Source organism: Pseudomonas sp. IT-P218 (assembly GCF_949767605.1).
In the GTDB taxonomy this organism is placed as follows: Bacteria; Pseudomonadota; Gammaproteobacteria; order Pseudomonadales; family Pseudomonadaceae; genus Aquipseudomonas; species Aquipseudomonas putida_AE.
Genome location: NZ_CATKQQ010000033.1, coordinates 278,715 through 300,761, shown reverse-complemented (window position 1 = coordinate 300,761; position 22,047 = coordinate 278,715). Strand labels below are relative to the sequence as shown.

Here is a 22,047-nt window from a genome sequence, read left to right as displayed (position 1 = left end):
TCAGCGCAAAAAACTCTGGAGTCGGCACAGGTCCGCCTCCAGAGCCCAAGGCTGCAAATCAATCAGTTGTCATAGCCAAGGTTCGGCGCCAGCCAGCGCTCGGTCACGCTCAACTCCTGGCCTTTGCGCGAGGTGTAGCTCTGCACCTGATCCTTGTCGATCTTGCCCACGGCGAAATACTGCGCCTGTGGGTGAGCGAAGTACCAGCCACTGACGGCAGCGGCTGGGAACATCGCGTAGTGCTCGGTGAGGAACACGCCGCTGCGGCCGGCCTTCATTTCGCTCGCTTGCGGGTCGAGCAACGCGAACAGCGTGCTTTTCTCGGTGTGATCCGGGCAGGCCGGATAGCCCGGAGCAGGGCGGATGCCGCTGTATTGCTCCTTGATCAACGCCTCGTTGTCGAGCGTCTCGTCCTTGGCGTAGCCCCAGTGTTCCTTACGCACCTGCTGGTGCAGCCACTCGGCGCAGGCCTCGGCGAGGCGGTCGGCCAGGGCCTTGACCATGATCGAGTTGTAGTCGTCGCCAGCGTCCTGATAGGCCTTGGCCACTTCTTCGGCGCCGATCCCGGCGGTGGTGATGAAGCCACCCACGTAGTCGGTGACTTCGCTGTCCTTGGGCGCGACGAAGTCGGCGAGGGAGAAGTTCGGCTTGCCGTCGGTCTTGATGATCTGCTGGCGCAGGTGATGCAGCTTGGCCAATGGCTTGCCGTCATCGCCGTAGACTTCGATGTCATCGTCGCGCACCTGGTTGGCCGGCCAGAAGCCGAACACTGCGCGGGCGCTGATGAGTTTTTCGTCGATCAGCTTGGCGAGCATTTCCTGGGCGTCGGCGTACAGCGCGGTGGCGGCTTCACCGACCACTTCGTCTTCCAGGATGCGCGGGAATTTCCCGGCCAGGTCCCAGGAGATGAAGAACGGCGTCCAGTCGATGTATTCGGCCAGCACTTTCAGGTCGATATTATCGAGCACTTTGGCGCCGGTGAACGTCGGCTTGACCGGCTCGTAGGTGCTCCAGTCGAACTGCGGTTTTTTCGCAATGGCGGCGGCGTAGCTCAGGCGTTCGGTGCGGGCGCTGCGGTTGGCGGTGCGCTCGCGGACTTCGATGTATTCCTCGCGGGTTCTCTCGACGAAACCGGCCTTGAGTTCCTTGGACAGCAACTGGGTCGCCACGCCGACAGCACGGGAGGCGTCGGTGACATACACCACCGCGTCGTTGCTGTACTTGGGCTCGATCTTCACCGCCGTGTGCGCCTTGGAGGTGGTGGCGCCACCGATCATCAACGGCAGGTGGAAGTCCTGGCGCTGCATCTCGCGAGCCACGTGGACCATCTCATCCAGCGAAGGGGTGATCAGACCGGACAGACCGATGATGTCGCACTTCTGTTCCTTGGCCACCTGAAGGATCTTCTCCGCCGGCACCATCACGCCGAGGTCGACGATGTCGTAGCCGTTGCAACCGAGCACTACACCGACGATGTTCTTGCCGATGTCATGCACATCGCCTTTTACGGTCGCCATGAGGATCTTGCCCTTGGCTTCCGGCTTGTCGCCTTTTTCCGCCTCGATGAACGGGATCAGGTGGGCCACGGCCTGTTTCATAACACGGGCGGATTTCACCACTTGCGGCAGGAACATCTTGCCGGCGCCGAACAGGTCGCCAACGATGTTCATGCCGGACATCAGCGGGCCTTCGATCACCTCGATCGGGCGGGCGAACGACTGGCGCGACTCTTCGGTGTCTTCGACGATGTGCGTGGTAATGCCTTTGACCAAGGCATGCTCCAGGCGCTTGTTGACGTCCCAGTTGCGCCACTCTTCGGTCTCGGCTTCCTTGACGCTGCCGTCGCCCTTGTATTTGTCGGCGATGGCGAGGAGGGCATCGGTGCCTTCCGGGGTGCGGTTGAGGATCACGTCTTCGACGGTTTCGCGCAGTTCCACCGGGATCTGGTCGTAGATCTCCAGTTGCCCGGCGTTGACGATACCCATGGTCAGGCCGGCGCGGATCGCGTACAGCAGGAACACCGAGTGGATCGCCTCGCGCACCGGGTTGTTGCCGCGGAACGAGAACGACACGTTGGACACGCCGCCCGACGTCAGGGCATAGGGCAGCTCGTCGCGGATGTAGGCACAGGCGTTGATGAAGTCCACGGCGTAGTTGTTGTGTTCTTCGATGCCGGTGGCCACGGCGAAGATGTTCGGGTCGAAGATGATGTCTTCCGGTGGGAAGCCGACGTCGTTGACCAGAATGTCGTAGGAGCGTTTGCAGATCTCTTTCTTGCGTGCTTCGGTGTCGGCCTGGCCGGCTTCGTCGAAAGCCATCACCACCACGGCGGCGCCGTAACGCTTGCACAGCTTGGCGTGATGGATGAACTGCTCGACGCCTTCCTTCATGCTGATCGAGTTGACGATGCCCTTGCCCTGGATGCACTTGAGGCCGGCTTCGATCACTTCCCACTTCGAAGAGTCGATCATGATCGGTACGCGGGAGATGTCCGGTTCGCCGGCAATCAGATTGAGGAAGGTCACCATGGCCTTCTTCGAATCGAGCATCCCCTCGTCCATGTTGATGTCGATGATCTGGGCGCCGGCTTCGACCTGCTGCAGGGCGACTTCCAGGGCTTCGGTGTAGTTGTCTTCACGGATCAGCCGGGCGAACTTGGCGGAGCCGGTGATGTTGGTGCGCTCGCCGACGTTGACGAACAGCGAGTTGCGATCGATGGTGAACGGCTCCAGGCCCGACAGGCGGCAAGCCTTGGGGATTTCCGGAATCTGCCGCGGCGCATAGCCGGCCACGGCCTTGGCGATGGCTTCGATGTGGCCCGGCGTGGTGCCGCAGCAGCCGCCGACGATGTTGAGGAAGCCACTTTGGGCGAACTCTTCGATGACCTTGGCGGTTTGCGCCGGCAGTTCGTCGTACTCGCCGAACTCGTTGGGCAGGCCGGCATTCGGGTGCGCGGAAACGTGGGTGTTGGCCTTGTTCGACAGCTCTTCCAGGTACGGGCGCAACTCGCTGGCACCCAGTGCGCAGTTCAGGCCTACCGAAATCGGCTTGGCGTGGGCCACGGAGTTCCAGAAGGCTTCGGTGGTCTGGCCGGACAGGGTACGGCCGGAGGCATCGGTGATGGTGCCGGAAATCATGATCGGCAGCTCGATGCCCAGCTCTTCGAACACGCCCTGTACGGCGAAGATCGCGGCCTTGGCGTTGAGGGTGTCGAAGATGGTTTCGATCAGGATCAGGTCGGCGCCGCCTTCGATCAGGCCCTTGGTGGCTTCGGTGTAGTTTTCCACCAGCTCATCGAAGGTCACGTTGCGATAGCCGGGGTTGTTCACGTCCGGCGACAGCGAGCAGGTGCGGCTGGTAGGACCGAGCACGCCGGCGACGAAACGCGGCTTGTCCGGGTTCTCGAGGGTTTTCGCATCGGCGATCTTGCGTGCCAGGCGAGCGCCTTCTACGTTCAATTCGTAGGCCAGTTCTTCCATGCCGTAATCGGCCATGGAAATCCGGGTGGCATTGAAGGTGTTGGTTTCCAGAATGTCGGCACCGGCATCCAGGTAGGCTTTCTCGATGCCACCAATCACGTCCGGGCGGGTGAGCACCAACAGGTCGTTGTTGCCTTTGACATCGCTCGGCCAGTCGGCGAAGCGTTTGCCACGATAATCCTGCTCTTCGAGCTTGTAGCTCTGGATCATCGTGCCCATGCCGCCATCGAGAATCAGGATGCGCTCTTTGAGGGCGTGCTTGAGGGCTTGGAGGCGAACGCTGCGATCGGACATTGGGACTACTCGGAAAGACCATGACGAAGGGCCGGGATGATAGCAAACCTGTGCGCTTTTAGAGCATGTCCGGGTTTTCCATGAATATCGCTCATGTTGGTGTGGCGGCCAGCCCGGTAGAATCGCGGCGTTTTCTAAAGGATCGGGACCAGGGACATGTCGTATCGCGTCGTCATCAGCAGTGTATTGCTGCTATTAAGCTGGGGCGCGGTTGCGCAGGACCCGGCGCTATCCGCCGGCATTTCCTACAGTCGCGACATCCAGCCGATCTTCACTGAAAAGTGCGTGGCCTGCCACGCCTGTAACGACGCCGCCTGTCAGCTCAACCTGGGCAGCGGGGAGGGCGCGGCCCGTGGCGCGACGAAAGTCCCGGTGTATGACGGCGATCGCAGCCAGGCGGTCGCGCCGAGCCGGCTGTTCTTTGACGCGTTCGGCAAGCGCGCCTGGCAACACAAAGGCTTCTATTCGGTGCTCGACGCCCAGGGCAGCCAGGCCGCATTGATGGCGCGCATGCTGGAACTGGGGCACAGCAATGCGTTGCAACCCAATGCCAAATTGCCTGCGGACATCGTCCTGGGTCTCAATCGCGAGAACATGTGCGCCTTGCCGGGCGAGTTCGACGGATATGCCAGCGCTCACCCCAAGGAGGGCATGCCCCTGGCGGTCACCGGCCTGACTGACCAGCAGTACCAGACGCTGCAACGTTGGCTGGCTTCCGGTGCGCCGATCGATGAACAGGCCCTGGTGCCGAGCGTGAAAGAAGCGTTGCAGGTGGTGCAGTGGGAAAACCTGCTCAATGCACCGGGCGCACGGCAGAGCCTGGTAGGGCGTTGGTTGTTCGAGCACTGGTTTCTCGCGCACATTTATTTCAAGGATGGCGAGCCGGGGCATTTCTTCCAGTGGGTGCGTTCGCGCACGCCCACCGGCCAGCCCATCGACCTGATCAATACCCGTCGGCCGAACGACGACCCCGGCACCCAGGTGTATTACCGCTTGTGGCCGGTGCAGGGCGTGATCGTGCACAAGACGCACATCACCTATCCGCTGAGCGCGGCGAAGCTGGCGCGGGTCAAAAGCCTCTTTTATAACGGCAACTGGCAGGTCAATGCCTTGCCGGGTTACGGCCCGGAACGCCGGGCCAACCCCTTTTCCACCTTCGAAGCGATCCCAGCCCAGGCGCGTTATCAGTTCATGCTCGATAACGCCGAGTATTTCGTCCGCACCTTCATTCGCGGCCCAGTCTGCCGGGGGCAGATCGCCACTGACGTGATCCGCGACAACTTCTGGGCGCTGTTCCAGGCGCCGGAACACGACCTCTACATCACCGACCCGAACTATCGCGGCCAGGCCACGCCGTTGCTGGCGATGCCAGGGCAGAACGACGACGTTGGCAGCGTCCTCACCTTGTGGCACGACTACCGCGACAAACGCAACGAATACGAAGCCCTGCGCCGCGACAGCTACGCCGATCTGCCGCCGCCAAGCTGGTCGAGCCTGTGGGCCGGAAACGATAACGCGCTGCTGAGCATTTTCCGCCACTTCGACAGCGCCGCGGTGACCAAGGGCCTGATCGGCGACGTGCCACAGACGATGTGGCTGTTCGATTTCCCGCTGCTGGAGCGCACCTATTATCAGTTGGCGGTGAATTTCGACGTGTTCGGCAACGTGTCCCATCAGGCCCAGACGCGCCTGTATTTCGACCTGATCCGCAATGGCGCCGAGCAGAATTTCCTGCGCCTGATGCCGGCTGACTCGCGGGAGGGGTACCTCGACGACTGGTACCAGAACAGCGGGAGATTCAAGATGTGGCTGGACTATGAGTCCATCGACGACGACACGCCGACCGCGCTGAAACTCAATGAACAAGACCCCAAGCGCGACTTTGCCATGCAGCTGCTGGCACGCTACGGCGAGCTGGATGCCAGGCCTGACCCGATCAATCGCTGCGACGGGGCCTATTGCTCACGGCCCAACATCGATCCAGCGCTGCAGGCCGCCGAGCAGTCCTTGAGCCGCCTGGCCTCACGGCCGGCGGCTGGCCTCAGGGTCATCGATCTACTGCCGGAAGCGACCATGCTGCGGGTCGAAACCGCGAGCGGTCAGCGTGTGGTCTACAGCCTGCTGCGCAACCGCGCGCACAGTAATGTGGCGTTCCTGATCGGTGAGTCGCTACGGTACCAGCCGGGGCTCGACACGCTGACCATTTTCCCCGGGGTTCTGAGCAGTTACCCGAACTTCATGTTCAATATCCCCGCCGATCAAGTGCCACAATTTGTCGATGAGATGGAGAATGCCAAGGATGCCAATCGTTTGGAGAAAATCGTCGAGCGCTGGGGGATCCGTCGCAGCCACCCGCAGTTCTGGCAGTATTTCCATGATTTGAGTCGTTATATCCACGAAACCGAACCGGTGGAAGAGGGCGTGCTGGACATGAATCGCTACGAGAACCTCTAGAACCCCTTGTGGGAGCGGGCTTGCTCGCGAAGGCGGTGGAGCGGTCACCATTGATGTTGTCTGACATGACGCCTTCGCGAGCAAGCCCGCTCCCACAGGGGTAAGCTCCGCATCTTTTCCCGACAAAAATACTAGGACTTTGTCCGCGGCGATGATTGGCGTAAACTGCGTCCAAGCCTGCGAGGAGTTTCCATGACCGCTATTACCATCACCGACGCCGCCCACGATTACCTGGCTGATCTGCTCTCCAAGCAGAACACCCCGGGCATTGGCATTCGCGTCTTCATCACCCAGCCTGGCACCCAGTACGCCGAAACCTGCATTGCCTACTGCAAGCCGGGCGAAGAAAAACCCGAAGACACCGCGCTGGGGCTGAAAAGCTTCACCGCCTACATCGACCATTTCAGCGAAGCTTTCCTGGACGATGCAGTAGTCGACTACGCCACCGACCGCATGGGTGGCCAGCTGACCATCAAGGCGCCGAACGCCAAAGTGCCGATGGTCAACGCCGACAGCCCGGTCAACGAGCGCATCAACTACTACCTGCAAACCGAGATCAACCCTGGGTTGGCCAGCCACGGCGGCCAGGTCAGCCTGATCGACGTGGTCGAAGACGGCATCGCCGTCCTGCAATTCGGTGGCGGTTGCCAGGGCTGCGGCCAGGCCGACGTGACCTTGAAGGAAGGCATCGAGCGCACCTTGCTCGAGCGTATTCCCGAGCTCAAGGGTGTGCGTGACGTGACCGACCACACGCAGAAAGAAAACGCCTACTACTAAGGTGTTCGCTGCGGCATAAAAAAACGGCGCCCCGTGAGCGCCGTTTTTTTATGGGTGAAATCCACTGGCCCTATCGCGGTCAACACCAGATCTGTAGGAGCTGGCTTGCCAGCGAAGAGGCCCTATGGCCGATACAAATGCGCATGTCCAGCACGATACAGCGACGACTCACTGAAATGCTCACTGCCCAACACCCGGCCCACTAAAATCAACGCCGTACGCCGAAACCCCTTGGCTTCAACCTTCCCGTTAATATCTTCAAGCGTCCCCACCACCCAATCCTGATCCGGCCAGGTCGCCCGGTGAATCACCGCAATCGGGCAGTCGGCGCCGTAAAACGGTAGCAACTCCTCGACGATTTTTGCCAGGTGATTGACCCCCAGATGAATCGCCATGGTCGCCCCGTGCTGCGCCAAGCTGGCCAGTTCTTCTCCGGCGGGCATCACGGTCTTGTCGGCATAGCGCGTCAGGATCACGCTCTGTGAGACGGCCGGCAAGGTCAGTTCTGCGCCCAGAAGCGCCGCGCAGGCTGCCGTTGCGGTGACACCGGGAATGATTTCGAAAGGAATATCCCGTTCACGCAAATGGCGAATCTGCTCGCCGATGGCACCATACAGGCTCGGATCACCGGAATGCACGCGAGCCACGTCCTGACCCTTGGCATGGGCCGCGCTGATCAGTTCGATGATCTGTTCCAGGTGCAATTCGGCGCTGTTGACCACCCGTTCGGCGCGGTGTCCTTCCAACACTGCGGCGGGCACCAGCGAGCCGGCGTAGATGATCACCGGGCAACTGCGGATCAGCCGCTGGCCCTTGACGGTGATCAGTTCGGGGTCGCCGGGACCTGCGCCAATGAAGTAGACGGTCATCGTCGGTTCCTGTGAAAAAAGGGGGTGGGCAAGGCTTCAGATGAAGATTGCTCATGATCGAATGCGTGGATTTCGGGGATTTTACGCGGCGCCGGCCAATGCCAGGGTGGCCTGGGCATATTTTTGTCGCGGGATCAGCAATTTGGCCGGGGCGTTGGCCAGTTGTTCGGCCAGGGCCAGGGCGGCGCTTTCTGCCACGCCATAGCACCCGGTCCGTTCAAAGGCGATGTCCGAATGGTGACTGAGTCGGGGTTGATAGCCCGCCAGTTGTTCACTGCTGAAATACATCATCTGCAGCCCAAGCTGCTCGGCCAGTTCGCTCAGGGCCGGTTCGCCGCGCTTCTGGTCGATGCTGGCCAGGGCCTTGATCTGATGCAGTTCGATCTGGTGCGCCTGCAATGCCTGGTCGAGCAATGCCCGCAGCGTGCTGACGGGGCAGCCACGCTGGCAGCCCAGGCCGACCACCAGGGTCGGCGCTGTGCCAAGTTCAGTCATGCTTGGTATTGACCGTCGCTTTTGCGGCGGAACAACCACGCACTGATCAGGCCCAGGGCCAGCCAGAACGCCACGTTGGTCAGCTGCGAAGCGATCTTGAACTGAGCTTCCAGAGCTTCTGGGGCGAGCATCGAATGCACTTCCGGTTGCGGTGCGCCAATCACGTGCGGAACGGCGAGGATGGCTACGCCGAGGATTTTCATCAGCCAGTGACGACTGAATACGATCAGCGCGATGCCGACAGCCGTGGAGGCGGCCGTACCGATCCACCAGATCTGCCGTTGCGCCAGATCCGCCGCCGCGGTGCCCGGCAACTCGGGCGGCAGGCCGAGCGTCGGCGCCAACACGAAGGTAACGTAACCGGTCAGGCCCCAGAGCAGGCCTTGGGAGGTCTTGGTCGGCGCGCGCAGGGTATAGAGGCCGGCGAGCATCAGGGCGAAACCGACTGCCACCACCAGGTTACCGCCCGTGGTCGACAGCACGCGCTGCCAGCCGTCTTCCGGCTCCCAGGCTTCGGCGTCGTGGCTGTGGGCAGCGACGCCCGCGGCGTGTTCGTGGACTTCAACGGCGGCAGGTTCCGATTTCTCGTAGGTTTCGGCCTGTAAGATCAGCGGCGAAACCCAGAAACTCTGCAGCAGGGTCAGCAGCAGGGCAGCCAGCAGCCCGCTGAAACCTGCGGTTTGCGCAATACGCTTGATCATGTCGGCAGGTCTCAATGGCACGGGAACGCAGCGCTGTGGCGGGTATCGTGAGCGGCGTTGTGCACCGCTTCGATGTGCGAGAAACCGGCGAAATACACCAGGCACGCGCCAAGAATCGACGCGCAAGCGGCGGCGGTCAGGCGTTGGGACAGGGTAGTGGTGTTGCTGGTGGTGGTGCTGTGGCCGGTGCTGCTGATGATCGACATGGCGCTTCCCTCTGTTCTGTCAGCGGGGAATAAGAGCGCAGGCAGGCCCTCGCACGACCGAGCGCGCAGAAGTCCGAACAGCGCCCGCCCACCGCGGGTTTGTTGAGTCAGTGATCGTGTTGGTCACTTTGTGTTGCGGGCCGGTCTCCGGGCTCACGAGGGGCGCAGGCGTTAGCCTTCACCTGCAAGCGTCACCTTCCCATGCCACATTGGCACAGTGGATCTGACGCTTCGCTCGCTTACCGTTGCGGGGGCAGCACCGGACTGACATGGGCTTGAGTAAAGCACATGATTCACCGGTTTCCCGTTTCACCCTGTGAAGGGCACCCGTAACAAGGTGCGTAGGAGAGCATGGGCGAGGGGCGGGCGTCAATTGGCAAGGGTTCTCAACTCGGGACCGAGTCGCTTCATTCGCGAGCAAGCCCGCTCCCACAGGTGATCGCATTTCCATGTGGGAGCGGGCTTGCTCGCGAAGGGGCCCGTACAGGCACCACAAGACATTGACCCGCCCCATTACCATGCGTAGCCTTGCGCATTCGAGGTTCTTCGGCGTTTGTCGAAGCTAAGAAGGGAACGCGGTCGATGCCGCGGCTGCCCCCGCAACTGTGAACGGTGATGTTCGCTGCCACGCCACTGCACGCTCAAGTCGAGCCCGCGGGAAGGCGCAGCGAATGCCAGGCTTGAAGGCCAGCACACCGTCAGCCAGGAGACCTGCCTCGATACAGATTCTCACTACAACCGGGCGGGGTGATCCGGTGGCGAACGCTTCTGGCGCGCTTGTGCGTGGCCGGTCCTCGTCCCGTATGCCCGCCACCTTGCCAAAGGGCATCCGATGAAAACACTGGCCAAACTCCCCGTCACCATCGTCACCGGCTTCCTCGGCTCGGGCAAGACCACCTTGCTACGGCACATGCTCGACAACGCCCAGGGCCGCCGCATCGCGGTGATCGTCAACGAGTTCGGCGAACTGGGCATCGACGGCGAAATCCTCAAGCAGTGCTCCATCGGTTGCACTGAAGAAGAAGCCAACGGCCGTGTCTATGAACTGGCCAACGGCTGCCTGTGCTGCACCGTGCAGGAAGAGTTCTTCCCGGTGATGCGCGAACTGGTGGCCCGTCGCGGCGATCTCGACCACATCCTGATCGAAACCTCGGGCCTGGCCCTGCCAAAACCGCTGGTGCAAGCCTTCCAGTGGCCGGAAATTCGCAGTGCCTGCACCGTCGATGCGGTGATCACCGTGGTCGACAGCCCGGCCGTGGCGGCGGGCACCTTCGCCGCATTCCCGGACCAGGTCGACGCCCAGCGCAAACTCGACCCGAACCTGGACCACGAATCGCCGCTCCATGAGCTGTTCGCCGACCAACTGTCCAGCGCTGACCTGGTGATCCTCAACAAGGCCGACCTGATCAGCCCGGAAGACCTGGCTCGCGTACGCCTGGAAGTCGCCGAAGAATTGCCGCCGGCGGTGAAAGTCATCGAAGCCAGCAGCGGTCGCCTGCCGCTGGACGTGCTGATCGGCCTTGGCGCCGGTTCCGAAGAGCACATCGACAGCCGTCACAGCCACCATGATCATCACCACGATGGCGATGATCATGACGACCACGATCACGACGCCTTCGATTCCATCTCCATCGAACTGCCGCAAGCCGACGAAAGCCTGCTGATGGATGCGTTGACCCAACTGGTGGTCGAGCACAGCATCCTGCGCGTCAAGGGTTTCGCGGCGATCCCGAACAAGCCTATGCGCCTGCTGATCCAGGGCGTGGGAACCCGTTTCGACAAGCATTTCGACCGCCAGTGGGGCGCTGCAGAAGCACGCACCACGCGCCTGGTGTTGATCGGCCAGGCACTGGACGCCGCCTTGCTCGAAGCGCAATTGCGCGCCGCGCTCAGCGTGTAACCCATGCACCTGCTCAGGACCCAGCCCGGCGGATTCGTGTCGGATGACAACATTGCCGACCTTGGACAAACCCCCGCCGAGCTGGTGATCCTGTGCAGCGGCGACTCCAGCCTGGCGCTGCTCGCCGAAGCGACGCAGCAGTTGCCCGACGACTACCCGAGCGTGCGCCTGGCCAATCCGATGCAGGTGCAGAATCATGCGTCGGTCGACCTGTATGTCGACCAAGTGTTGCGCCACGCCAAAGTCATTCTGATTTCGCTGCACGGCGGCATTGCCTATTGGCGTTATGGCGTCGAGCGGCTGGTGGAGCTGTCGCAGCGCGGCGTGCAGCTGATTCTGGTACCAGGGGATGACCGCCCGGACCCGGAGCTCAGCGACCTCAGCACCGTAGGTCCTGAGGAACGTGACCGTCTTTGGCAATTCCTGCGCCAGGGCGGCATGGGCAATGCCCTCGACTTTTTCCGCTGCCTGGCCAATCGCTGGCTGGATCGCGACTACGCCTGGGCCGAACCGCAAACCCTGCCGCGCACCGCGATTTACCACCCGCGAAAAAGCCCCGCGCAACCGAGCGACTGGCAAGCCGACTGGCAGGCCGGTCAACCGGTGGCGGCGGTGCTGTTCTACCGCTCGCATTTGCAGGCGGCGAACACCGCGTTCATCGATGTTTTCTGCCAGCGCCTGCAGGCGGCGGGGTTGAACCCGTTGCCGATTGCGCTGGCCAGTTTGAAAGAGCCCGGCTGCCTTTGCGTGGTCGAGGACTGGCTGGATGAAACTTCAGCCTCAGTGATCTTGAACACTACCGGTTTCGCCCAATCGAGCCCTGAAGCACCGCACTTGCGACCGTTTCGCCGCAATATCCCGGTGATCCAGGCCATTTGTGCCCAGGACAACGAGCCGGGCTGGCGCGCAAGCGAACAGGGCCTCGGCCCGCGAGACCTGGCGATGCACATTGCGTTGCCCGAACTGGACGGGCGCATCATCAGCCGGCCGATCAGCTTCAAGGACCTGGCCTGGCGCAGCGAGCGCAGTCAGTCCGACGTGGTCTGCTACCGCGCGCAGCCGGAACGCATGGACTTTGTCGCGCAACTGGCGCGGCGCTGGATCGAGCTGGCGCGGGTGCCCAACGGGCAAAAACGCATTGCGCTGATCCTGGCCAATTACCCGACCCGCGATGGTCGTATCGGCAATGGCGTTGGCCTCGATACCCCGGCCGCAGCGCTGAACATCTTGCGTGCGCTTCACAAGGAAGGGTATCCGCTACCGGCGCAGTTGCCAGGCAGCGGCACCGCGTTGATCCAGCAATTGCTCGGCGGTGTCAGCAACGACCTCGATACCCTCGACCAGCGTCCGTGCCAGCAAAGCCTGGCGATGGACGACTATTGGCGCATGTTCAATGCCTTGCCCGAAGCCAACCGCCAGGCCGTGCTGGACCGCTGGGGTGCGCCGGACAGCGATCCGATGTGCCGTGGCGGGCGAATGATGATCGCCGGGTTGCGTTTTGGCCTGACCTTCGTCGGCATCCAGCCCGCGCGGGGTTATCAGGTCGACCCGAGTGCGGTGTACCACGACCCGGACCTGGTGCCGCCCCACGGCTACCTGGCGTTCTATTTCTGGTTGCGCAACACCTACGGTGCCCACGGCGTGATCCACGTCGGCAAGCACGGCAACCTGGAATGGCTGCCGGGCAAGGGCGTCGGGCTGTCGGAGCACTGCTGGCCGGATGCACTGCTCGGGCCGCTGCCGAACATCTATCCGTTCATCGTCAACGATCCGGGCGAGGGCGCCCAGGCCAAGCGCCGCACGCAAGCGGTGATCATCGATCACTTGATGCCACCGCTGACCCGCGCCGAAACCTACGGGCCGCTACGCAACCTCGAACTGCTGGCCGACGAGTATTACGAGGCGCAATTGCTCGACCCGCGCCGTGCCCGGGAATTGCAGCGCGATATCCTGCAACTGGTGCGCGACACGCACATCGATCGCGAATTGCAGCTGGACGAAAAACTCGACAGCGATGCCGATGCGGCGATCTGGCTGCCACGCCTGGACACCTACCTGTGCGACTTGAAAGAGTCGCAGATCCGCGATGGTTTGCACGTGTTTGGCGAATCCCCGGTGGGACGGCTGCGCATCGATACCTTGCTCGCGCTGTTGCGTATTCCCCGGGGCGATGGTCGTGGTGCACAGTCGAGTCTGCTGCGGGCGTTGGCCAAGGCGTTCGAATTGGGCTTCGATCCGCTGGATTGTGCGCTGGCCGACCCATGGAGCGGACCGCGCCCCAACGCATTATTATCGCTAAGCGAGGAACCCTGGCGCACCACCGGCGATACCCGCGAACGTCTCGAGCTATTCGCCACACAGCTGATCTCCTGTGGGAGCCAGCCTGCTGGCGATGGAGTGTCAGTCGACATCAATGTGGCTGGCACTCCATCGCCAGCAGGCTGGCTCCCACAGGAGGCGAGTTGGTCTGACGTGAACGCCATCCTCGACCACCTGCGCGAAGTCGTCGCCCCCCGACTGGACGCCTGTGGTCCCGCAGAGATGCGCGGCCTGCTCGACGCCCTCAGTGGCCGTTTCGTCCCCGCCGGCCCAAGCGGCGCACCCAGTCGCGGTCGCCTCGACGTGCTGCCGACCGGGCGCAACTTCTATTCGGTGGACGTGCGCAACCTGCCAACCACCACCGCGTGGCGCATCGGTTTCCAGTCGGCCAACCTGATTCTTGAACGCCATCTGCAAGACCATGGCGATCATTTGCGTCAACTCGGCCTGTCGGTCTGGGGCACCGCGACCATGCGCACCGGCGGCGACGACATCGCCCAGGCCATGGCGTTGATGGGCGTGCGCCCGGTCTGGGCCACCGGCAGTCAGCGGGTAGACGACTTTGAAATCCTGCCGTTGAGCTTGCTTGATCGACCGCGGGTGGACGTTACCCTGCGTGTATCGGGTTTCTTCCGCGATGCCTTTGCCAACTTGATCCGGCTGTTCGATGCCGCCGTGCAAGCGGTGGCCGAGCTGGACGAGCCAGACGACCTCAATCCCCTGGCCGCCAAGGTGCGCGCCGAACGTCAGGCGCTGCTGCAATCGGGGATGGATGAAGACGCTGCCCGGCGACAGGCCGGATGGCGCATTTTCGGCGCCAAACCCGGCGCCTATGGCGCGGGTGTCCAGGGCGCCATCGACGGTCGACTGTGGCAAAGCCGCGAGGACCTGGCCGAGGTCTACCTGAACTGGGGCGGCTACGCCTACGGCGGTTCCGACGAAGGCACCGCAGCCCGTGAGCAGTTCTCCCAGCGCCTGGGCCAGATGCAAGCCGTGCTGCAAAACCAGGACAACCGCGAGCACGACCTGCTCGACTCCAATGACTACTACCAGTTCCAGGGCGGCATGCTGGCCGCCGTGGAAAGCCTGCGTGGCGAGGCAGCGGCCAGTTATCACGGCGATCACAGCCAGCCGGACTTGCCGAAGATCCGCACACTGAAGGAAGAGCTGAACCGGGTCATCCGCTCCCGGGCGGCCAATCCGAAGTGGATCGACGGGGTCAAGCGCCATGGCTACAAAGGCGCCTTCGAAATGGCGGCGACGGTGGACAACCTGTTCGCCTTCGACGCCACCACGCAGTTGATCGACGATCACCAGTATGCACTGCTGGCGGATGCCTATTTGCTCGATCCGGGTACGCGGGATTTCGTGCGTGAGCATAACCCTCATGCCCTGCGCGACATGACCGAACGCATGCTCGAAGCGCAACAGCGAGGGATGTGGAAAGAGCCGGGGGATTACCGCGAGGCCCTGGAGAACCTGTTGCTGGATATAGAAGAAGACAGCTGATAAACACCACCGACCATGACCGAGATTGAACAATGACCGACACCCCCCATTTCCCCCTCTCCGCCGTGGTCGGCGCCGACGAACTGAAGCTCGCGCTGTACCTGACCGCCATCGACCCGAAGATCGGCGGCGTATTGATCGAAGGCCCGCGCGGCATGGCCAAGTCGACCCTGGCCCGCGGCCTGGCGGACCTGTTGGCCAGCGGCCAGTTCGTCACCTTGCCCTTGGGGGCCACCGAAGAACGCCTGGTTGGCACCCTCGACCTCGACGCGGCTCTGAGTGAGGGTCGCGCGCAATTTTCCCCGGGTGTGCTGGCCAAGGCTGACGGCGGCGTGTTGTATGTCGACGAGGTCAATCTGCTGCCCGATCACCTGGTTGACCTGCTGCTCGACGTGGCCGCCAGCGGCACCAATCTGGTTGAGCGCGACGGTATTTCCCATCGGCATTCGGCGAAGTTCGTGCTGATCGGCACCATGAACCCGGAAGAGGGCGAGTTACGTCCGCAATTGCTCGATCGCTTTGGCTTGAACGTCGTCCTCGGTGGTCACACCGCCCCGACCGAGCGCGGGCAGATCATCCGTCGACGCCTGGATTTCGACAGTGATCCGCAACGATTCTGCGCCGAATGGGAGAGCCAGCAGCAGTCGTTGCGTGAGCGCTGCGAAAAAGCCCGCAGCACATTGGCGGGCATTCCCCTCGACGACGAAGCGCTGGCGCAGATTACCGAGCGCTGCTTTGCCGCCGGTGTCGATGGCTTGCGTGCCGATCTGGTCTGGTTGCGCGCGGCGCGTGCGCATGCGGCGTGGCGCGGGGCTGCATCGATTGATGTAGAGGATATCGACGCGGTCGCCGAGTTTGCCCTGCGCCATCGTCGTCGAGAGCATACGCCACCTGCACCACAACAGAACCAGGCCCAGTCCGGGCAGAATTCCAACCCCAGCGAAGGCCAGGGCCAGTGGGGTGAAATGCCCGCTCAAGCGCTGCCGGTGGGTGCGCGACGTGAAGTGCCGAGCTGGCCAAAAAAGCCCTAGGCATTCGCCCTCGATCTGACGCGGGGGCGAATGCCAGACCCCGTGCCGGACGGCTCGATTCCGGCAAACAGGGTAAACGTCACGCGGCCGATGGTGGCTCGATCAATTGGCCAGGCACGCTGCTCAACGGTCGGCCGCGCCAGCGCCAGGACGTGTTGTTCCAGCAACGCACGCGTTCGGCTCATGAACTGTGGCTGGTGATCGTCGATGCCTCGGCGTCCACCCGGCGTCATCAAGCCTTGAGTGATGCCAAGGGTTTGCTGGCGCAATTGTTCGACGACGCCTACCGACAGCGCGCGCGCCTGGCCTTGCTGACGGCCAGCGGTGCGCTGCCGAAGTGGCAGGTGCAGGGGCTGAAAGCGTCGACGGGGTTGCGCCAATGGCTCGATGGCCTGGGCGCCGGTGGCGGCACGCCGTTGCTGGCGGCGCTGGGTGAAGCGGGGCGCTGGCTGGCCGTGCGGCAAAAGCGTTTTCCTGCGGAGCAGCAGCGCTTGTTGCTGGTGACCGATGGCCGTCTGAAAGAATGGCCGTCGTTGCCCACGCTCGATTGTCCGGGGCTGGTGATCGACATCGAGCGCGGGCCGATTCGTCTCGGGCGCAGCAAGGTATTGGCGGCGCAATTGCAATCCGAATATCGGCATATCGACGAACTGCTTCCCAGCTGAGTTCTGCGTTGTCTGTGCTGGCCCAATCGCCAGCAGGCTGGCTCCCACAGTGATGCGGGTGAGACACAGAAATCATAAACGCCGGATTCCCCTGTGGGAGCCAGCCTGCTGGCGATGAGGGCCTCAGGTTCAAAGCTGAAATTGCCAGGTACGCGTCACTCAAGCACCAGTGCAGTCCGGGGCACTGGAATCGGGTTGCGCATCAGCAAGCCCACCACCAACGCACCAAACAATCCCGCCAACCCCGCGACCCAAAGCAAGAGACTGAAACCACCCACAAACGCTTCTCTCGCCAGCGGCTCGACCACCGACCGCGCGGCCTCCGGCACCAGACTCAGCGCCGCCGCCATGTCACCGGCCACCACCCGCGAGGCAACCCCTTGGGTCTGTTCAAGCCATTGCCCACCCTGTGCCGCCAGGCCGTCGTGCAGCAATTGTTCGCTATGCCCCGAAAGCAACGCACCATACACACCAATCGCCAGCATCACCGCGCTGAAGCGCATCGTCGTACTCATGCCCGAGGCCATGCCGGTGCGTTCCCTAGGCACGCAGGCCATGATGTTTTTCTGCGTATCGCCATTGAGCAGTCCCGCGCCGGCACCGGTCACGGCAATCGCCAGGGCGAAGGGCAGGTAACCTCCACTAATGACCGCCCAGGCGCTGAGCAAGTTACCGCTACCGACCAGCGTCAGCCCGATGGCCATCATGTTTGCCGGCGTCACACGTCCCGCCAGGCGTGCACCAATGCGCGGAAAGATCAGCATGGTCACGGCAAACGGCAGCATGCCCAGCCCGGCGGAAATGGCGGTAAAACCCAGCCCGTTCTGCAGGTAGAACGGCAACATGGTCATCATCACCTGGGCACACGCGGCGTAGGAAAACATGCCGAGCAACGCACCGATGAAACGCGGGTGACGGAACAGTTGCAGGTCGATCATCGGCCGCTGTTGCAGGCGCTCGATCACCACGAACAACCCCAGCAACAGGGCGCCGCCCACGAGGCGGGTGTAGGTGACGGGGTTGTCCCAGCCGATCCGGTTGGCTTCGATCAAGCCCCAGATCAGGCACAACAGGCTGGCGCTGAAGGCCAGGCTGCCCCACGGATCGAGGCGCGCAGCCTGGGCGTCGCGGGATTCCGGCACCGCGCGCCAGACCATAACCATCAGCACCAGCCCCACAGGCAGGTTGAGATAGAAGATCCAGCGCCAACCAATGTATTCGGTGATCAAGCCGCCCAGGGTCGGCGCCGCCGTCATCGCCACGCCCATGCAACCGCCCCAGAATGCCCAGGCCTTGGCCCGTTCGACTTCATCGTGGAAGGTGTGGCCGATGGAGGCGAGCGCTGAGGTCAACAGCAGCGCCGCACCGACGCCCTTGATGGCGCGGGCAATGTCGAGAAACAGTGCATTCGGCGCCGCCCCACAGCCAATCGACGCAAGGATGAAAATGCCCAGCCCCCACATCAGCATTTTCTGCCGGCCAAAGCGATCGGCCAGGCTGCCAGCGGGCAGCAACAGCGCGGCGAAGGCCAGCATGTAGGCGCTGACCACCCATTCGATGTCGGCGAAATTCGCTCCCAGGTCCCGGGCGATGCTGGGCAAGGTAACGGCGACGATGTTGGTGTCGAGCACGATCAGCGAGCACACCGCAGAGGCAGTGAGCAAGGTCAGGCGCGGGCTCACCTTGGGTTTGACGGACATGGCCAGGGTTCTCTACTGTGAGGTTGAGTGCAGCTTATCGCTGGCTGACGCGGCCTTTGTTAGGCGCGCACCGTCACTTCATTACCTTTGAGCTAATGCATCGATGGATATCCGTCATTTCCGCTATTTCCTCGCTGTTGCCCGGCAAGGCAACTTCACTCGCGCCGCCGAGCAACTCGGCATCGCACCGCCGACCTTGACTCGGCAGATCCAGGACATGGAAAACGAACTGGGCACGCGCCTGTTCGTGCGCCAGACCCGTGAAGTCAGCTTGACCGAAGCCGGCGCCGCACTGTTGATCGAAGCCGAGGCGACGGTGCGGCAATTCGAATACGCCCAGCAAAACGCCCAGCGCGCCGGGCGTGGCGATATCGGCCACATCGAACTGGGTTATGTCGCGTCGGCGGTGTATTCGGGGCTGCTGCAAAAACAGGTGCAGGGATTTGCCGCCGAGTACCCGGATGTCAGCCTCAATGTGCGGGAAAGCCCCATGGCCAGCCTGGCGAACATGATCCTTGAAGGGCGCTTCGACCTGGGCTATATCCGTTGCCCGCTGGCCCTGCCCGAGGGCATCGAGGCTGTGCAGTTGAGCGACGAAGGCTTTGTGTTGGCGTTGCCGGTCGACTCGTGGCTGAACCGTTTGCCGGTGATCAATTCGGCGCATTTACAGAATGAAAACTTCATTCTCCCGGAACAGGTCGTGGGTACATTGCAAGTCGCTTCCCAAGGTCATTTCGTCCCGAAACTCGGTGCGCAGCCCGGTGGGCTGGTGGCGGTGATTGCCTTGGTTTCCCTGGAGCAGGGCGTGGCGGTGGTGCCGGAGTCGGTGGTCGGCCACGTCAGTTTGCCGAATGTGGTTTATCGCCAGATCAACGACTGCAAGGCATCGTCATGGCTGGCGTTGATTCATCGGCGGTTCGAAAAGTCCCCGGCTGTGGTGCGGTACATCGAGCGAGTGAAGAATGGTTGAAAAGCATCGCCTCCAGAGCAACACAACTCCAGGGTTGCTACAGATCTTGAAATAGTTTCCAGCTGTAGGAATTGTCTCTATCGCCTGTACGATTCAAGTCCTTTTTCCTTTTCAGGACTTGCATGAACACCCTTACGGAGCCCCCCAGTTATCCTTTCCCCTCGCGCCAACGCGCGGTCTTGATGGACGCGAAACATCCGGTCTTCTGGCGTCCCGATCTCCCTGTCATTGCACTTCCCCGGCCTCTGCGCCGTGCCTTGCCGTGCCCGGCATTCTGAATTCACTGAAGAGATCGAGACGTTCAAATGGAATGGTTAGCTGACCCCACCGCGTGGCTGGGCTTGTTGACGTTGATTGTGCTGGAGCTGGTGCTGGGCATCGACAATCTGGTGTTCATCGCGATCCTGGCGGATAAATTGCCACCCGAACAGCGCGACCGCGCGCGAATCATCGGGCTGTCCCTGGCCTTGTTGATGCGCCTGGGCCTGCTGGCGAGTATTTCCTGGCTGGTGACCCTGACCCAGCCGCTGTTCGAGGTATTCGACAAGAGCTTCTCGGGACGTGACCTGATCATGCTGTTCGGCGGTGTGTTCCTGTTGTTCAAGGCGACCATGGAGCTGCATGAACGGCTCGAAGGCCATGTCGGCGAGCGCACGTCCAACACGACTTACGCGCTGTTCTGGCCCATCGTGGCGCAAATCGTGGTGCTCGATGCGGTGTTCTCCCTCGATGCGGTGATTACCGCCGTGGGCATGGTCGACGAGCTCGCTGTGATGATGATCGCGGTGATCATTTCCATTGGCCTGATGATCGTCGCCAGCAAGCCGTTGACCCGCTTCGTCAACGCGCATCCCACAGTGATCATGCTGTGCCTGGGCTTCCTGATGATGATCGGCTTTGCGCTGACCGCCGAAGGCCTGGGCTTCCACATTCCAAAGGGTTATCTGTACGCGGCCATCGGTTTCTCGATCCTGATCGAAGTGTTCAACCAGATCGCCCGGGCACGCCGCAAGCGCTCGATGCAGGGCTTGCGACCTATGCGTGAGCGTACCGCCCATGCGGTGATGCGCCTGCTCGGCGGGCGCAAGTTGGCGGTGGAGGAGGTCGGTGAAGACATTGCCGACATGCTGGATAACGGTGAGGCCCCGGGCGAACAGCTGTTCGATCGTCGTGAGCGGGTGATGATCAGTGGTGTCCTGCAACTGGCCGAGCGGCCGATCCGCAGCTTGATGACCGTACGCGCCGACGTCGATCACATCGACCTGGCTGAAGACGCCGAGGCGATTCGTACAAGGCTGATGCACTCGTCCTACTCGCGACTGCCGCTGATTCGCGACGGCGCGGTGGATGAGCCGCTGGGCTTCGTACACAAGAAGGAGCTGTTGAAGGAATACCTGGGCGGCAACCAGCCCGATCTTGCACACCTGGCGCGCCAGACCATCAACCTGCTGGACAGCTATTCGATCCTCAATGCCCTGGAACAGATGCGCAAGGCCTCGACCCACATCGCGTTCGTGGTCAATGAGTTCGGTGACTTCGTCGGCGTGTTGACCATGACCGACATTCTTGAATCGATAGCCGGTGAGCTGCCCGACGCCAGCGAAATCGAAGGCCCGGACGTGGTCGAGGAGAAGGGCGGTTTCGTGGTCAGCGGCGCATTGAACCTGGCGCGGGTGCATCAGCGGACCGGGTTTGCGGCACAACCGACCGACGACTATCAAACCCTGGCCGGTTTGGTGGTGAGCCTGCTGGATCGGCTGCCGATGATCGGGGATAGCCACGAGTGGGAAGGCTGGCGGTTGACCGTCATGTCGGTTGAAGAGCGGCGGGTGACGCGGGTATCTCTGGTGCGTTTGGGCGGTTGATTCATTGCCGGGCCTTGTGTGGATCGAGTGCCGCGTTCTGGAGAATTTTCCTACAGAAGTTCAGACACTCCCTCACCTGACTTCAGGACTTGCCCCATAGGACTCTCGGAAACTGAGAAGCGCACAAAGTGCTAACTTTTGCACGTTCTCAACAATCGATATTAAGGGGTCTTATGGCAAAAGTAGTGAGGTCAGATTTGCTTGCGAGTGCTATTTTTAGCACTTCTAATAGCACTCTAAGGAACACTTTCATGCCGCATATCGTGCTTTCGCATGTAGTAGCGAGTATCTCGGAGCTCAAGAAAAACCCGATGGGTACAGTCGCAGCCGGTGGAGGGTCGTCCGTCGCGATCCTCAACCGCAACGAGCCCGCGTTCTATTGCGTCCCGGCCAAAGAATACGAGGCGATGATGAACCGGTTAGAAGATCTGGAGTTGGTTGCCCTTTGTAGAGAGCGAGAAAACGATCCGACGATAAAGGTTTCGATTGATGACCTATGAGTTGGAGTTTTCCGAAAAGGCCTGGAAGGAGTGGAGGAAGCTGGGGGTAAATCTTCGAGAGCAGTTCAAAAAGAAGCTTCAAGAGCGACTGGTCAATCCACACGTACCGGCGGACCGTCTGAGCGGTCTAGGAAACGCGTACAAGATCAAGCTACGCAGTGCCGGATATCGATTGGTTTATCGGGTCGTGGATGAAGTGCTGGTGGTGACTGTCATTGCGATCGGAAAAAGAGAGCGGGGTGATGTGTATAAAGACGCTGGCACCCGCTAAGTCATCGCTGCGTGACTGCTCGTTTCACAAGCAAGGGCGCAC

16 protein-coding genes and 2 riboswitches are annotated in these 22,047 nt (G+C 61.9%); of the genes, 10 read left to right on the top strand and 6 right to left on the bottom strand.

Annotated features, from left to right (window positions below):
- Positions 1–62: 62 nt before the first annotated feature.
- Entirely contained in the window at positions 63–3,773 is a 3,711-nt protein-coding gene (gene metH, locus ACM6I6_RS19020; protein ID WP_414920501.1) for a methionine synthase, read from the bottom strand.
- A gap of 156 nt (positions 3,774–3,929) precedes the next feature.
- Between metH and ACM6I6_RS19015 the strand changes: the two genes are divergently transcribed.
- Together ACM6I6_RS19015 and nfuA are read left to right on the top strand one after the other, a co-directional pair.
- Positions 3,930–6,227, top strand: a complete 2,298-nt coding sequence (locus tag ACM6I6_RS19015; RefSeq protein ID WP_414920500.1) for a fatty acid cis/trans isomerase — start codon at positions 3,930–3,932, stop codon at positions 6,225–6,227.
- Between the two features lie 192 nt (positions 6,228–6,419).
- Positions 6,420–7,004 (top strand): Fe-S biogenesis protein NfuA, encoded by a 585-nt coding sequence (gene nfuA, locus ACM6I6_RS19010; RefSeq protein ID WP_007912592.1) that lies wholly within the window; start codon positions 6,420–6,422, stop codon positions 7,002–7,004.
- Between the two features lie 122 nt (positions 7,005–7,126).
- Here nfuA and cobM read toward each other — a convergent pair whose 3' ends face one another.
- The 4 genes from cobM to ACM6I6_RS18990 form a co-directional block, all read right to left on the bottom strand.
- A complete protein-coding gene (gene cobM / locus ACM6I6_RS19005; protein WP_414920499.1) occupies positions 7,127–7,873 on the bottom strand; it encodes a precorrin-4 C(11)-methyltransferase in 747 nt (248 codons plus the stop codon).
- 81 nt (positions 7,874–7,954) lie between these two features.
- Positions 7,955–8,368, bottom strand: a complete 414-nt coding sequence (locus tag ACM6I6_RS19000; RefSeq protein WP_323606367.1) for a cobalamin biosynthesis protein — start codon at positions 8,366–8,368, stop codon at positions 7,955–7,957.
- Entirely contained in the window at positions 8,365–9,069 is a 705-nt protein-coding gene (locus tag ACM6I6_RS18995; protein ID WP_414920498.1) for a CbtA family protein, read from the bottom strand. The genes ACM6I6_RS19000 and ACM6I6_RS18995 overlap by 4 nt, the downstream gene beginning before the upstream one ends.
- 11 nt (positions 9,070–9,080) lie before the next feature.
- Positions 9,081–9,275 carry a CbtB domain-containing protein gene (locus tag ACM6I6_RS18990; RefSeq protein ID WP_323606364.1) on the bottom strand — a complete coding sequence of 65 codons (195 nt, stop codon included), beginning with the start codon at positions 9,273–9,275 and terminating at the stop codon, positions 9,081–9,083.
- 120 nt (positions 9,276–9,395) lie between these two features.
- Positions 9,396–9,621, bottom strand: a riboswitch (cobalamin riboswitch).
- Positions 9,622–9,797: 176 nt separating this feature from the next.
- A riboswitch (cobalamin riboswitch) is annotated at positions 9,798–10,009 on the top strand.
- A gap of 98 nt (positions 10,010–10,107) precedes the next feature.
- Between ACM6I6_RS18990 and cobW the strand changes: the two genes are divergently transcribed.
- From cobW to ACM6I6_RS18970, 4 genes are all read left to right on the top strand, one after another.
- Positions 10,108–11,175 carry a cobalamin biosynthesis protein CobW gene (gene cobW, locus ACM6I6_RS18985; protein WP_323606363.1) on the top strand — a complete coding sequence of 356 codons (1,068 nt, stop codon included), beginning with the start codon at positions 10,108–10,110 and terminating at the stop codon, positions 11,173–11,175.
- Positions 11,176–11,178: 3 nt separating this feature from the next.
- The gene (gene cobN, locus ACM6I6_RS18980; protein ID WP_414920497.1) at positions 11,179–15,003 is read left to right on the top strand and encodes a cobaltochelatase subunit CobN; all 3,825 of its coding nucleotides are present in this window, start codon (positions 11,179–11,181) and stop codon (positions 15,001–15,003) included.
- 32 nt (positions 15,004–15,035) lie between these two features.
- The gene (locus ACM6I6_RS18975; RefSeq protein ID WP_414920496.1) at positions 15,036–16,034 is read left to right on the top strand and encodes an ATP-binding protein; all 999 of its coding nucleotides are present in this window, start codon (positions 15,036–15,038) and stop codon (positions 16,032–16,034) included.
- Positions 16,035–16,153: 119 nt separating this feature from the next.
- Positions 16,154–16,699, top strand: a complete 546-nt coding sequence (locus ACM6I6_RS18970) for a vWA domain-containing protein (RefSeq protein ID WP_414920598.1) — start codon at positions 16,154–16,156, stop codon at positions 16,697–16,699.
- Positions 16,700–16,854: 155 nt separating this feature from the next.
- On the opposite strand, the gene ACM6I6_RS18965 is transcribed toward ACM6I6_RS18970, so the two are convergent.
- Positions 16,855–18,399: an MFS transporter gene (locus tag ACM6I6_RS18965; RefSeq protein ID WP_414920495.1), complete on the bottom strand. Its 1,545-nt coding sequence runs from the start codon at positions 18,397–18,399 to the stop codon at positions 16,855–16,857.
- Positions 18,400–18,502: 103 nt separating this feature from the next.
- Here ACM6I6_RS18965 and ACM6I6_RS18960 point away from each other — a divergent pair, with 103 nt between their 5' ends.
- From ACM6I6_RS18960 to ACM6I6_RS18945, 4 genes are all read left to right on the top strand, one after another.
- A complete protein-coding gene (locus ACM6I6_RS18960; protein ID WP_274075946.1) occupies positions 18,503–19,369 on the top strand; it encodes a LysR family transcriptional regulator in 867 nt (288 codons plus the stop codon).
- A gap of 305 nt (positions 19,370–19,674) precedes the next feature.
- Positions 19,675–21,234: a TerC family protein gene (locus ACM6I6_RS18955; protein ID WP_274075947.1), complete on the top strand. Its 1,560-nt coding sequence runs from the start codon at positions 19,675–19,677 to the stop codon at positions 21,232–21,234.
- 251 nt (positions 21,235–21,485) lie between these two features.
- On the top strand, positions 21,486–21,734 hold the full coding sequence (locus ACM6I6_RS18950; RefSeq protein ID WP_274075948.1) for a type II toxin-antitoxin system Phd/YefM family antitoxin: 249 nt from the start codon (positions 21,486–21,488) through the stop codon (positions 21,732–21,734).
- Positions 21,724–22,005 (top strand): type II toxin-antitoxin system RelE family toxin, encoded by a 282-nt coding sequence (locus ACM6I6_RS18945; RefSeq protein ID WP_274075949.1) that lies wholly within the window; start codon positions 21,724–21,726, stop codon positions 22,003–22,005. Before ACM6I6_RS18950 ends, ACM6I6_RS18945 begins: the two co-directional genes overlap by 11 nt.
- Positions 22,006–22,047 lie beyond the last annotated feature (42 nt).

Coding starts and splice junctions, on each gene's coding strand:
- metH (WP_414920501.1), bottom strand. CDS start 3,773: ATGTCCGATCGCAGCGTTCGCCTCCAAGCCCTCAAGCACGCCCTCAAA.
- ACM6I6_RS19015 (WP_414920500.1), top strand. CDS start 3,930: ATGTCGTATCGCGTCGTCATCAGCAGTGTATTGCTGCTATTAAGCTGG.
- nfuA (WP_007912592.1), top strand. CDS start 6,420: ATGACCGCTATTACCATCACCGACGCCGCCCACGATTACCTGGCTGAT.
- cobM (WP_414920499.1), bottom strand. CDS start 7,873: ATGACCGTCTACTTCATTGGCGCAGGTCCCGGCGACCCCGAACTGATC.
- ACM6I6_RS19000 (WP_323606367.1), bottom strand. CDS start 8,368: ATGACTGAACTTGGCACAGCGCCGACCCTGGTGGTCGGCCTGGGCTGC.
- ACM6I6_RS18995 (WP_414920498.1), bottom strand. CDS start 9,069: ATGATCAAGCGTATTGCGCAAACCGCAGGTTTCAGCGGGCTGCTGGCT.
- ACM6I6_RS18990 (WP_323606364.1), bottom strand. CDS start 9,275: ATGTCGATCATCAGCAGCACCGGCCACAGCACCACCACCAGCAACACC.
- cobW (WP_323606363.1), top strand. CDS start 10,108: ATGAAAACACTGGCCAAACTCCCCGTCACCATCGTCACCGGCTTCCTC.
- cobN (WP_414920497.1), top strand. CDS start 11,179: ATGCACCTGCTCAGGACCCAGCCCGGCGGATTCGTGTCGGATGACAAC.
- ACM6I6_RS18975 (WP_414920496.1), top strand. CDS start 15,036: ATGACCGACACCCCCCATTTCCCCCTCTCCGCCGTGGTCGGCGCCGAC.
- ACM6I6_RS18965 (WP_414920495.1), bottom strand. CDS start 18,399: ATGTCCGTCAAACCCAAGGTGAGCCCGCGCCTGACCTTGCTCACTGCC.
- ACM6I6_RS18960 (WP_274075946.1), top strand. CDS start 18,503: ATGGATATCCGTCATTTCCGCTATTTCCTCGCTGTTGCCCGGCAAGGC.
- ACM6I6_RS18955 (WP_274075947.1), top strand. CDS start 19,675: ATGGAATGGTTAGCTGACCCCACCGCGTGGCTGGGCTTGTTGACGTTG.
- ACM6I6_RS18950 (WP_274075948.1), top strand. CDS start 21,486: ATGCCGCATATCGTGCTTTCGCATGTAGTAGCGAGTATCTCGGAGCTC.
- ACM6I6_RS18945 (WP_274075949.1), top strand. CDS start 21,724: ATGACCTATGAGTTGGAGTTTTCCGAAAAGGCCTGGAAGGAGTGGAGG.